General features: G+C 68.0%; 11 protein-coding genes. 6 read left to right on the top strand and 5 right to left on the bottom strand.

Going from position 1 to position 12643, the window contains the following annotated elements; translation table 11 throughout:
* Nucleotides 1-61 precede the first annotated feature (61 nt).
* Nucleotides 62-352: a DUF5789 family protein gene (locus P0Y41_RS10300; protein ID WP_284061258.1), complete on the bottom strand. Its 291-nt coding sequence runs from the start codon at nt 350-352 to the stop codon at nt 62-64.
* Nucleotides 353-535: 183 nt separating this feature from the next.
* On the opposite strand from P0Y41_RS10300, the gene P0Y41_RS10305 reads away from it, so the two are divergent.
* The gene (locus P0Y41_RS10305; RefSeq protein ID WP_284061259.1) at nt 536-1597 is read left to right on the top strand and encodes a cell division protein CdpA domain-containing protein; all 1062 of its coding nucleotides are present in this window, start codon (nt 536-538) and stop codon (nt 1595-1597) included.
* 150 nt (nt 1598-1747) lie between these two features.
* Here P0Y41_RS10305 and P0Y41_RS10310 read toward each other — a convergent pair whose 3' ends face one another.
* Together P0Y41_RS10310 and P0Y41_RS10315 are read right to left on the bottom strand one after the other, a co-directional pair.
* Entirely contained in the window at nt 1748-3541 is a 1794-nt protein-coding gene (locus tag P0Y41_RS10310) for a DNA polymerase/3'-5' exonuclease PolX (RefSeq protein ID WP_284061260.1), read from the bottom strand.
* 107 nt (nt 3542-3648) lie between these two features.
* Complete coding sequence (locus tag P0Y41_RS10315) at nt 3649-4092, bottom strand: DUF5788 family protein (protein ID WP_284061261.1); 444 nt, start codon at nt 4090-4092, stop codon at nt 3649-3651.
* 128 nt (nt 4093-4220) lie between these two features.
* Between P0Y41_RS10315 and P0Y41_RS10320 the strand changes: the two genes are divergently transcribed.
* From P0Y41_RS10320 to P0Y41_RS10340, 5 genes are all read left to right on the top strand, one after another.
* A complete protein-coding gene (locus tag P0Y41_RS10320; RefSeq protein ID WP_284061262.1) occupies nt 4221-5924 on the top strand; it encodes an acyl-CoA mutase large subunit family protein in 1704 nt (567 codons plus the stop codon).
* 116 nt (nt 5925-6040) lie between these two features.
* Complete coding sequence (locus P0Y41_RS10325; RefSeq protein WP_284061263.1) at nt 6041-6316, top strand: winged helix-turn-helix domain-containing protein; 276 nt, start codon at nt 6041-6043, stop codon at nt 6314-6316.
* A 70-nt stretch (nt 6317-6386) separates the two neighbouring features.
* Entirely contained in the window at nt 6387-6689 is a 303-nt protein-coding gene (locus P0Y41_RS10330; RefSeq protein WP_284061264.1) for a DUF8036 family membrane protein, read from the top strand.
* 215 nt (nt 6690-6904) lie between these two features.
* Complete coding sequence (gene acs / locus P0Y41_RS10335) at nt 6905-8899, top strand: acetate--CoA ligase (RefSeq protein ID WP_284061265.1); 1995 nt, start codon at nt 6905-6907, stop codon at nt 8897-8899.
* A 239-nt stretch (nt 8900-9138) separates the two neighbouring features.
* Nucleotides 9139-10749 (top strand): long-chain-fatty-acid--CoA ligase, encoded by a 1611-nt coding sequence (locus P0Y41_RS10340; RefSeq protein ID WP_284061266.1) that lies wholly within the window; start codon nt 9139-9141, stop codon nt 10747-10749.
* A gap of 101 nt (nt 10750-10850) precedes the next feature.
* Here P0Y41_RS10340 and P0Y41_RS10345 read toward each other — a convergent pair whose 3' ends face one another.
* Both P0Y41_RS10345 and P0Y41_RS10350 read right to left on the bottom strand, forming a co-directional pair.
* The gene (locus P0Y41_RS10345) at nt 10851-11708 is read right to left on the bottom strand and encodes a fructosamine kinase family protein (RefSeq protein ID WP_284061267.1); all 858 of its coding nucleotides are present in this window, start codon (nt 11706-11708) and stop codon (nt 10851-10853) included.
* Nucleotides 11705-12622: a P-loop NTPase gene (locus P0Y41_RS10350; protein ID WP_284061268.1), complete on the bottom strand. Its 918-nt coding sequence runs from the start codon at nt 12620-12622 to the stop codon at nt 11705-11707. Before P0Y41_RS10350 ends, P0Y41_RS10345 begins: the two co-directional genes overlap by 4 nt.
* Nucleotides 12623-12643: the final 21 nt, after the last annotated feature.

Here is a 12643-nt window from a genome sequence, read left to right on the forward strand (position 1 = left end):
GTGCGCCGTGCCCGTCCGCCGTCTGTCGATCCAGGCGGGACGCGACGGCGCAGCCGCGTGGTTACTCGGCTGTCTGGACGGGGCCGCGGCCGGTCACGTCTTCGACGGCGTCGACGAACGTCTGCCGGCGGTCGAAGTACGTGACGTCGACTTCGCTCAGCACGTCGGAGAGCTCGCGCGGGCCGTCCGGTGTTCGGATGATCGCGTCGCCCTCTTTGTCGAGCACTTTCGATCGCTCTTGGGGCCACGTGAGCCGCGAGGCGACGCGCGCTAGCGGTGCGCCCTCGATCGCCGGACCCTCGCCGAGCTCGACGGCGGGCTCCTCCTCTTCGGGTTCGTCGTCGTCAGCCATGTCCCCGGGTTCGCCCAGGGCCCGCCTAATGCTTTCGGAGCGCCGCTGCGACTCGTCTCTCGGGGCGTGCACTCGAGGGGGCGTTGTCGCTCCCAAGCGCGGTAGCGCCGCCCGCGGGTGCGGACGCGCGTCATGCCGATGTCTGACGTACCGTTTTAAGTGAAGATGGTATAACATTCGTGTATGAGCAGCCTCGCCGAGGTGTACGAGGGGCAAGTCGGCGAGTACGCCAGCCTCCGGCGGCTGTACCTCGGCGTGGGGTCGTTCTCGCTTGGCGCGCTCCTCGTCGTCGTCAGTATCGTCATCGCGGCCACGGACCTGACGACTGGCGTCCTCGGCTGGGACCTCGGACAGGCTCGCGAGACTGCGGGGATCCTCGCCGGACTCGGCCTCCCTGCGACGTTCCTCGGCGTGTTGGCGGTGATGCCGACGAGTCGGCGAACGCGCGCGGCCGCGGTCGTCGGCGCGGGCGTCGCCGTCCTCGGCGTGGCGCTGTTCGCCCACGCGTACCCGTGCCACTGGTCGGGTGCGCGATGTGTCGGGGAGTACGCCGATCTCACGCTCCCGACCGCCGGCGTGTACTTCTTGGGGGCGTTCACGACGTTCTGGTGTCTATTCACCGGCGTCGCGAACTTCAAGGCGCGAAACAATCCCGGCGGGACGGTGACCCTGGAGATCACTCGCGAGGGCGAGACGAAGGTGATCGAGGTGCCGAAGTCGACTGCCGAGGAACTCCGCGGCGCAAAGGGAACCACCGACCGCGTCGGCGGCGTCGGCCTGCTCGGCACCACTCCCGACGGGAACGTCGAGACGCAGACGAACCGGCCCGAGTTCAAACAGAACGGCGGCCGCGCGGGTCAGTCGTCGTCGACCGCCGACGGATCGGGCGCCGGGCGGGGTTCGGGGTCCAGTCGCGGACCCGGACCGACCACGACTACGACCGCGGGCGCCGCGAGCGACGGCGGGGCGTCGTCGTCCGATATCACCTCGCTCTCGGAGCACCAACAGGCCGAATCGGCGCCGGGGATCGACCGAGTCGGTCCCGACGCCGAGCGCTCTGCGGCTCAGTCGCCGTCAGAACCTGAGCGGGAACCGGCGCACTCGCAGTCGCCCGGCGACTCCTACTGCGGCTCGTGCGGGCACTTCCAGTACGTCCGCACCGATCAGGGAATGCAGCCGTACTGCGGCCTCCACGACGACTTGATGGAAGACATGGAGGCCTGCGACGAGTGGAGCCCGCGCTGACTGGCGCCGAGCGCTTCTGCACTCCTCTGTCGCTTCCGTCCGTTCGTCGTCGGTGTTTTGATCTTCGAGCGGTTCGCTCGCCTCGTCACCGTGCTTCCCATCCGAAGTGCTGACCACGCTTGCAACACCGCCACAGCGGTCCCGCGTCGGTCACTCCAGGAATGCGCGAAGCCCGTCAGCGTCGCGCGCGTTGACCACGTCCGCGGTTTCGGCCCATCCTCGCCGGGCGGTGTAGACGCCGTAACGGACGTTGTCGAGTTCGGAGGGGGAGTGGGCGTCGGTGTTCACGGCGATCGCCGCGCCGGCCTCGACGGCGGCCCGGACGGCGTCGCCGTTGCAGTCCAGGCGGGCCGGATTCGCGTTGACTTCCAGCGCTGTCTCGGCCGCCGCGGCGGCCTCGGCGAGGCGCTCGAAGTCAACGTCCAGCCCGGGGCGTCGGTTGATCAGCCGGCCGGTGGGGTGGCCGAGGATATCGACGTGCGGGTGTTCGACCGCGCGGATCAACCGGTCGGTCGCCTCGTCCTGGCCTAACGCGGCGTGGGGAGAGGCGATCACGATGTCGAGCGCCGCGAGCAGGTCGTCGCTCGTGGTCACGTCGCCGTCGGCGTCGATATTCGCCTCGAGGCCGTGGAACACGTCGATTTCGGCGTCGTCACGGACGCCGGCGACCTCGTCGACCTGTTCGCGCACCTCGGCGTCGCTGAGCCCGGCGTCGCCGAACACGCCCGGTCCCGCACCGTGATCGGTGATGCAGTGGTAGTCGTAGCCTCGGTCGGCCGCCGCCTGCACCATCTCGGCGATCGTATTGCCGCCGTCGGACCACTCGGTGTGCGTGTGGAGGTCGCCGCGGATCTCGCCCCGTGTGAGCAGGTCAGGGAGGTCGCCGTCGAGCGCGGCTTGGATCTCGCCGGTGTCCTCGCGCAACTCGGGGGGAATCACCGGCAGATCGAGTGCGCCGTACATCTCCGACTCCTCGGCGCCGCCGAGGCGCTCGCCGACGCGCTGACCCGACCCCGAGGCTTCGACTCCGCCCGCGTCGTCGGACGCGTCCGCGCCCGACTGGCCGTCCGAGCGGAGCTCGGAGACGTCGAACACGCCGTACTCGTTCAGCTTCAGCCCGCGGTCGATCGCGAGGTTGCGAAGGGTGACGTTGTGCGCCTTTGAGCCGGTGAAGTACTGGAGCGCGGCTCCGAACTCCCCGGGGACGACGACGCGGAGGTCCACGCGGATCCCGTCGACGCGGACGCTCGCCTTCTGTTCGCCAGCCTCGATCACGTCGTCTACGGCGGACCAGTCGGTGAACAGGTCGACGACCGCCTCGCCGTCGTCGCTCGCGACGAGCACGTCCACGTCGCCGATGGTGTCCCTCCACCGCCGGATCGACCCCGCCACGTCGATGCGCTCGACGATCGCCTCGTGGTCGAGGTGACCGATCGCCGCCTCCGCGAGCGGGCGCGCGTCGCCGAGGCGCTGTCGCTGGCCTGCCTCTCTGGCGAACTCGATGTTGTCGAGGATGTTCTGTTCGGTCTTCGCACCGAACCCCTTGACCTCCCGGATCCGTCCCGCTTCGGCGGCCGCCTCCAACTCGTCGAGGGTGGTGACATCGAGTTCCTCGTACAGCGCGCCGACCGTCTTCGGACCGACGCCCTCGACACGCGTCAGCGCGGCCATGTCGACGGGAAGGTCGTCGCGAAGCTCCTCCAGTTCCTCGATCTCGCCGGTGTCGAAATATTCGACGACCTTCGAGGCGATCGCGTCGCCGACGCGGTCGATCTCGGCGACGGCGTCGGCGCCGCCCTCGATCGCGCGGTCCTCGATCGCGCGCGGGTGATCGCGGATGTTCTCGGCGGCGCGGCGGTAGGCGTTCGGTTTGTACTCGACGCCCTGCGCCTCCAGCAGGTCCGCGAACTCCTCCAGCAGGCCGGCGACCTCGGCGTTTCGCATATGCGTGTTCGTGGGTGAGGCGTGGACTTAGAACGAGGGGCCGGAGGTGGCCGTCGTCGCCGTCGCTGTCGGGGCGGTTGCGACCGCACCCGCGAATGCGACGGGGATCAGTACCCGCCGCGCTTGCTGCCGCTGGCGTCCTCCTGCCCGAGCGCTTTCTTGAGGAAGCTCATCCAGCGCTTCTGATCCATCGTCTCCTGTTTTCTCGCCTCCGTTTCGACGTCCGCGGGACGGAGGGTGTCGAGGGCGTCGAGCGCGCGGTCGATGCCGATGATCGCCGTCGCGATCTCTTCGCCGGTCTCGAAGTCGACACGGTTCTCTTCGATCCGTTCGAGGCGTTCGAGGCGCTCGCGGCGGAGGTTCCGCTTCGCCTGCTCGACGCGCTCGCGCTCGCCCTCGGGGACGGTTTCCCGGCGTTTGATCTCGAAGACGAACGTCCGCAGGTCAATCTCCTCGCCCTGCACGTCGATGCGGTCGGGGATGTCCGCGCCGATGGTCGCGCTCTCCTTGTTGACGCGTTCGAGGAGCTGTTTGCGCTGGTACTCCTGCACAGTCAGTCAGCGACGTTTGGGGCGCCGTGGTGTTTCGTGTTTCGCCCGGTGCCGACCAGTCCACGCCTGATTCGCGAAGATCCCCGCCATCCGAATCGTTAATGGTCCTTCCGGCAGTTGTTGCGAGCATGTACGACGACGAAGACCTCGCGGAGATACGAGCGTCCCGCGAGGAGTGGGAGGAGGAGACCCGTGACCCCGTTCTGGACGCACATGGCGAGCGCAACGAGCGATTCGCGACCGTCTCGAACCTCGAGATCGACGACCTGTACACGCCCGAGGATGTCGCCGATATCGACTTCGAGGAGGACATCGGCTTCCCCGGCGAGGAGCCGTACACGCGCGGACCGTACCCGACGATGTACCGCGGACAGACGTGGACGATGCGTCAGTTCGCCGGCTTCGGCACCGCCGAGGAGACGAACGAGCGGTTCCACTACCTCATCGAGAACGGTCAGACCGGCCTCTCGACGGCGTTCGACATGCCCAGCCTGATGGGTAAGGACTCCGACGACCCCCTTTCCGACGGGGAAGTCGGCAAGGAAGGCGTCGCCGTCGACACCCTCCGCGACATGGAGATCCTCTTCGACGGCATCGACATCGGCGAGGTGTCGACCTCGTTCACGATCAACCCCAGCGCGCCGGTGATCTTCGCGATGTACGTGGCGCTCGCCGACGAGAAGGGGGTCCCGCGTGAGGAACTTCGCGGCACCTTCCAGAACGACATGCTCAAGGAGTTCATCGCGCAGAAAGAGTGGGTGATCCCCCCCGAGCCCTCTCTCGATCTCGTCACCGACACCGTCGAGTTCGCGATCGACGAGACGCCCGGCATCTACCCCATCTCGGTGTCGGGGTACCACATCCGCGAGGCGGGCTCGACGGCGATACAGGAGCTGGCGTTCACGCTCGCCGACGGCTTCGCGTACGTCGAGGACGCCGCCGAGCGCGGGCTCGACGTGGACGACGTGGCGCCGCAGTTGTCCTTCTTCTTCAACTCCCACAACTCCATCTTCGAGGAGGTCGCCAAGTTCCGCGCCGGCAGGCGCATCTACGCCCGGATCATGGACGAGTGGTACGGCGCCGAGGACGAGGCCTCGAAGCGGTTGAAGTTCCACACGCAGACCGCGGGGCAGTCGCTCACCGCTCAGCAGCCGCTGAACAACATTGTCCGCGTGACGATTCAGGCGCTCGCGGGTGTCCTGGGCGGGACGCAGAGCCTCCACACGAACTCCTTCGACGAGGCGCTCGCGTTGCCCTCCGAGCAGGCGGTCCGCGTGGCGCTGCGGACCCAGCAGATCATCGCCGATGAGTCTGGGGCGGCAGACTCCGTAGATCCGCTCGCAGGTTCGTTCATGGTCGAGAGCCTCACCGACGAGGTCGAAGAGAAGACGATGGCGTACTTGGAGGAGCTGAAGGAGATGGGCGACGGCTCGGTGCGAGACGGCGTCCTCGAGGGGATCGAGCAGGGCTACTTCCACCGCGAGATCCAGGAGGCGAGCTACGAGTACCAAGAACGCGTGGATGACGGCGAGGAGGTCGTCGTCGGCGTGAACAAGTACACCGTCGAAGACGACCCCGAGCCCGACCTGCTCCACGTCGACGAGGAGGTGCAGGACCGACAGCTGGCGCGGCTCGCCGAGGTGAAGGAGGAGCGCGACGACGGCGCCGTCGAGGAGGCGCTTGCGTCGCTCGATGCGGCCATCGAGAACGACGAGAACGTGATGCCGTCCGTCGTCGACGCGGTGAAGACGTACGCCACGATGGGCGAGATCATGGACGTGTTCGAGACGCACTACGGGGCCTACCGCGAGACGATCGGGCTCGCGTCGTAGACGACGTCGTCGCGGTCTCTCGCCCACGCGCGGTTGCCGCGACCCCGGGCGGACGTCGAAACCGCACCCGCACGGTTCGGTGGACTTACTTCGGTAGTCGACGTGATGAATGAACGATGGACGGCGTTCTGTGGTACGTGTTGACCGGGACTCGGGGAGGTGAGAACCGAGTCCGGATCCTGCGGACCCTCGATGAGCGGCCGCGGAACGCCAACAAGCTCGCGGAGGCGCTGGAACTCGACTACACCACCGTGCGGCACCACCTCGACGTGCTGTGCGACAACGACGTGCTACGCAAGCAGGGCGGTGACTACGGCGCGGTGTACCTCCCGACCGACCGCGCCCGCCAGCACTGGGAGACCGTCGAACAGATCATGGAGCAAGTGGAATGACCGGATACGCATTGGGGTCGAATTTTGGAAAGAGTATAAACGCGCCAGCCCGTTACTGGAGGGAGAGCAGATGAGCGTCTGGTTGCAGGTGATCTGGGCCGCTGCCGCCCTCAACGTCGTCCTCCTCCTCGGGCTGAGCTACGTGTGGGGCCGCAACTACGCGAAGTTCCGGTCGAAGCACACCCTCGGGCTCGCCGCGTTCGGCCTCATCTTACTCGCGGAGAACGCCCTCGCGGTCTACATCTTCTACTTCCACCCTGAACTGAGCCAGTGGATCGCCGCCCAGGCGCCTATCGCACACCTCGCCGTCGGTGGGCTCCGCCTGCTTGAACTCGTCGCGCTCGCGTTTCTCGCGTGGGTCACTTGGGACTGACAAGCCACCGTTGCGTCTGTCGCTTCCGACGAACTCGGTCCGCGCGCGTCGCTTTCGGCCGTCGTTTCAACGTGCCAGGATACCGGCGGCGCGCTCTCCGCGTGGGTCGCCCGACGAACCAGTCTGGATCCCACCCGTCAAACCGACCGACGACACGTGGATGTTGACGGAGTGAGGCAGTTTTATCACGGTCGATTCCGACGTATCGCGTGACTATGTCAGACGATGACGTGGAACTTGAGGCCCGGCTCGAAGAACAGGAGGTGTTCGAGCCGTCCGACTCGTTCGTCGGGCAGGCGAACGTCTCGGACGACGCGATCTACGAGGAGTTCGACGAGAACTGGCCGGAGTGCTGGCAGGCCGCGGCCGACCTGCTCGACTGGGAGGAGCCGTACGATCAGGTGCTCGACGATTCGAACCCGCCGTTCTACGAGTGGTTCACCGACGGCACGATCAACGCCTCGGCGAACTGCATCGACCGGCACCTCGACGAGCGCGGCGACGAGGCCGCCATCGAGTGGGTCGGCGAGCCCGTCGACGAGGACAACGTCACGCTGACGTACAACGATCTCCACGAAAAGGTGAACGAGGCGGCCGCGGCGCTGCGGGACCTGGGCGTCGGCGAGGACGACGTCGTGACGATGTACATGCCGATGATCCCGGAGCTGCCGATCGCCATGCTGGCGTGCGCGCGCATCGGCGCGCCCCACTCCGTGGTGTTCGCCGGCTTCTCGGCGGACGCGCTGGCGACCCGGATGAACTCGGCCGACTCCGAGTACCTCGTCACCTGCGACGGCTACTACCGCCGCGGCGATCCCCTCGACCACCTCGACAAGGCCAACGAGGGCCTCTCGGGCGTCGAACACGACACCGACACGGTCGTGGTCGACCGCCTCGGTCCCAACGGCGACGACTTCGGCCACGACCTCGCGGACGACCAGCACGACTGGGGCGACCTCATGGCCGCCAACGAGGGCGCCGAGGTGGAACCGGTCGACCGCGACGCCGAGGACATGTTGTTCCTCATGTACACCTCCGGCACCACGGGCCAGCCGAAGGGAGTGAAACACACCACCGGCGGCTACCTCTCGTGGACCGCGTGGACCTCGCAAGCGGTACTGGACATCAAGCCCGAGGACACGTACTTCTGCTCGGCCGACATCGGCTGGATCACCGGTCACAGCTACATCGTCTACGGCCCGCTCGCGCTCGGCACGACGACGATGATGTACGAGGGGACGCCCGACCACCCCGACCGCGACCGACTGTGGGAGATCGTCGAGGACTACGAAGCGACCCAGCTGTACACCGCGCCCACCGCCATCCGCGCGTTCATGAAGTGGGGCTCGCAGTATCCGGACGAGCACGACCTCTCCAGCCTCCGGCTGCTCGGGACGGTCGGCGAGCCGATCAATCCCCGCGCGTGGAAGTGGTACTACAAGCATATCGGGAACGAGGAGTGCCCGATCGTCGACACGTGGTGGCAGACCGAGACGGGCGGCATGATGGTCACGACGCTGCCGGGCGTGAAGGACATGAAGCCCGGCTCCGCGGGGCCGCCGCTCCCGGGCCTCGACGTGCAGATCGTCGACACCGACGGCGAGGAGGTCGAACCCGGTCGCGCGGGCTACCTCACGGTGAACAAGCCGTGGCCCGGGATGCTCCGGACGCTGTACAAGAACGACGAGCGCTTCATCGACGAGTACTGGGCGGAGTATTCCGACACCGATTCCGACGACTCCGACGACTGGGTGTACTTCCCCGAGGACGGCGCGAAGATCGACGAGGACGGCTACATCACCGTGCTCGGCCGCGTCGACGACGTGCTCAACGTCTCCGGCCACCGCCTCGGCACGATGGAGATCGAGTCGGCGATCGTCGGCGTCGAGGGCGTCGCCGAGGCCGCCGTCGTCGGCGGCGACCACCCGGTGAAAGGCGAGGCCGTCTACGCGTACGTCATCGTCGAAGACGGCCAGGAGGAGTCCGAGGCGTTCCGCGCCGAAATCGTCGAGGCGGTCGAGGACGCCATCGGGCCGATCGCCCGCCCCGAGCAGGTGATCTTCACGCCGGAGCTCCCGAAGACGCGCTCCGGGAAGATCATGCGCCGCCTGCTGGAGGACATCGCCAACGGCGACGAGCTCGGCAACACCTCGACGCTCCGCAACCCCGAGATCGTCGAGGACATCCGACAGGTCGTCCAGGGCGACTGAGCGCCCCGGATCGCGACACCGACTCGACTCGCAGATTTTTGACACTCCGTCCGCCAGCCGCGGGGCCACGTACTGCCCGTCGGTGGTGGCTCCCTGTGTGCGCGAAGACCACTCGATTCAGGCGGGACGCGATCCACAGGGCACCGAGCGGAGACGACGGATCGGTGGAGGAACAGACTGTGTCAGTTGTCACCGCGCCCGCAACGATTATCACGAACGTGCCTGAACGTCCGTTGTCTATGGAAAAACCGCTGCTGGTGACCGATTTCCTCGATCGGGCTCGCCGTAACTACGGGGACCACGAGGCGGTCCTCGGGGTCGACGGTGAGCGATTCACGTACGACGAGTTGGGCGAGCGCGCCGACGGCTTCGCGGCGGCGCTGCAATCGCGCGGCATCGAGCAGGGCGACCGCGTGGCGGTGCTGGACCCGAACACGCACTACCACCTGGCGGCCGCCTACGGGAGCTTCCAGGCCGGCGCGGTCCACACGCCGCTGAACTACCGCCTCGTTGAATCGGACTTCGAGTACATCCTCAACGACGCGGACGTGAAGGCCATTTACGCCGACTACGCCTACGCAGACAAGATCGAGGCGATCCGCGACGACGTCCCGACGGAGACGTTCATCACGAACGACGCCGACGCCGTTGAGGGCGACTGGGAGGAGTTCGACGACGCGATCGCCGAGTCCACCGACTACGATCGCCCGGAACTGTCCGAGGACGACGTGGTCACGATCAACTACACGTCGGGCACCACCGGGGACCCGAAAGGCGTCTGTCGCACTCACCGGACGGAGACGCTGCACGCGTACATCATCTCGATCCACCAGGAGATCCGCGACGACGACACCTACCTCTGGACGCTGCCCATGTTCCACGTGAACGGCTGGGGGCACATCTACGCGATCACGGGCATGGGCGCTCGGCACGTCTGCACCCGCGGCGTCGACGCGGAGTACGTCTTTGACAAGCTCCGGAGCGAGGACGTGACGTACTTCTGTGCGGCGCCGACGGTGCTGAAGATGCTGGGCGACCACCTCGACGAGCACGGCGGCGAGCCCGACGCCGGTCAGGACGTGCGCGTCGCGACCGCGGGGGCGGCGCCGCCGGAGGCGACGATCCGGACGGTGGAAGACGAGTTCGGCTGGTACCTCAAGCACGTGTACGGCGCCACCGAGACCGGCCCGCTCATCACGACCTCCGACGCTCGCCGCTACTTCGACGACGACTCCGACGATCGCTTCGCGGTGAAGAAGACGCAGGGGATCGGGTACCTCGGCACGGAGATCCGCGTCGTCGACGACGACGGCAACGACGTGGCCGAAGACGGCGAGACGATCGGCGAGGTCGTCGTCCGCGGCAACCAGGTGATGGACCGCTACTGGAACAAGCCCGAGGCGACCGAGGAGGCCTTCACCGACCGCGTCGAGGGCTACTACCACATGGGCGACCTCGCGGTCGTCGACGACAACGGGATGATCTCGATCCAGGACCGCAAGAAGGACATCATCATCTCAGGCGGGGAGAACATCTCCTCCATCGAGGTCGAGGACACCCTCTTCAGCCACGACATGGTCGACGACGTGGCGGTCATCCCCTCGCCGCACGACGACTGGGGCGAGACGCCGAAGGCGTACGTCGTGCCGACCAGCGGCGACCCAGACGACCCCGGCGTCACCGCCGACGACCTGATCCAGTACGCCCGCGACAACATGGCCCACTACAAGGCGCCCACCCGGATCGAGTTCGTGAAGCGGCTCCCGAAGACCTCGACCGGGAAGGTCCAGAAGTACGAACTCCGCCAGGAGGAGTGGGAGGAGGAAGACCGGATGGTCGGCGAAGGATAGCCCGCCTCCCGGTGATCGCCGCCGCACCGACCGACGACCGATCGAACACCGGTCAATCACGGACCGCCGACCACCGCACCCCGTCTTTTCGTCGCCGACACTCAGTACCCGAGATCCGACAGCGTCGCCCGAACCTCGCCGAGGTACTCGTCGCCGAAGTACCGGAGATGCGTGAGCAGCGGGTACAGCCGGTACGCGGGCTCGCGCTCGCGGTAGCCGTCGGCGACCCCGGCGACCTCCCGGTAGCGTTCGAGGAACGCGTCGCCGCCGGTCCCGGTCCACTCGACGTACGCCAACTCGACCTCCGGGTCGGCGTAGTAACAGGCGGGGTCGAGTAGCGCCGCCACCCGGTCGCCGTCAACGAGGACGTTTCCGGCCCACACGTCCCCGTGAATCAGCGACGGGCTCGGGTCGTGGCCCAGCAGTGTTGGGAGATCAGCGACGAGCGACTCGATCCGCTCGCGGTCCGTCGCCGGCAGGACGTCCTCCTCGTGTGCTCGCGTCGCCGCGTGCTCGAGTCGACGCTCGCCGAAGAACGTCGGCCACGACTCGGTCCACGGGTTCGGCTGCGTGTACGGGCCGGTGAGGGTATCGAACGGGAAGCCGAACGCGTCGGCGTCGGGGGCCGTCGCGTGGAGCGCGGCGAGGCGTCCGGCGAGGTCGCGTTCGACCGCCGGCGTGATGGTCGCGGCGCCGTCGTTCCGAACGTACTCGAGCACCAGCACGCCGTCGCCGGCGTGGAAAACCGCCGGTACGCGGAGGCCGCCCCGTTCGTCGAGGTGGCGCAGCATCGCCGCCTCGACGCCCGGATCGGTCGGGCCGGTCTTGGCGGCGACCCGGCGACCGTCCGCGAGGTCGAGGCGGTGGACCGTCCCGACCTCGCCGCCGTCGAGCCGCGCTGCCTCCGCGACCGCGCAGTCGGCCCAGCGCTCGACGACCGCGAGGGTTTCCTCGTTCACGTGGTCGCGAGCGTGGCGCTGGTGGGTAGGCGTTCCGGTCGATCCGCGGTCTCGTCCCTGCCGAACGGGTTCGTGAAGCCGTCGTCGGTGGCGGCGCCGGGCGCGGGGCCGTCCCCGCTGCCGCCGTCCGCGACGGCGCCGTCGTCGCCGTCGCCGAAGCGGAAGCCGCCGGCGTTCGTCGTCACCGTCATCCCGAGCATGTCGGGGCGCTTGCGAAGCGCGGCGGCGACCTCGCGATACGCGTCTGCGGCCGCGCTGTGCGGGCGGTACGAGATCGCCGGCTGGCCGGCGTCTTGCGCCTTCGGGATCGTCTCGTCGTGGGGGACGTGTCCCAGCAGTTCGGTGTCGAGGAAGTCCGCGATGCGGTCTGCCGGGGGCGACCGGCCCGTCCCGGACTTCGTGAGCACGACGCCGCCGACGGGGGCGTCGGCGCGCTCGGCGACGGTGATCGTCTTGTCGGCGTCGCGGATTGAGGCGACCCGCGGCGTCGACACGAGCACCGAGGCGTCAGCCCCCGACATGGGTACCACCGTTTCGCTGCTGACGCCGGCGGCGGTGTCGACGAGCACGGCGTCGTAGCGGGCTTTCAGCGCGTCCATCGCGGCCGGGAACCGGTCGAGGTCGGAGTCGACGAAGCCGTCGAGGGTCACGCCGCTGGGAACGACGTCGAAGCCGCCCGGCGCGGGGTAGGTGGCGTCGGAGACGCCGGCCCCGCCGGCGAGTACGTCGTGGAGGGTCCGGCCACCGTTGACGCGGATGTCGAGGAAGTCGACGGCGTTCGCCATCGCCAGATCCGCCTCGACGACCGCGACGGCACGGCCGTCCTCCGCGAGCGCGGCCGCGAGGTTGAGGCTCGTCGTCGTCTTGCCGACGCCCCCCTTCGCGCCGACGACGGCGAGCACGCGTCCGTCCATGTGTGCCCGAGGCCGCCGCCG

Source organism: Halobaculum halobium (assembly GCF_030127145.1).
GTDB lineage: Archaea > Halobacteriota > Halobacteria > Halobacteriales > Haloferacaceae > Halobaculum > Halobaculum halobium.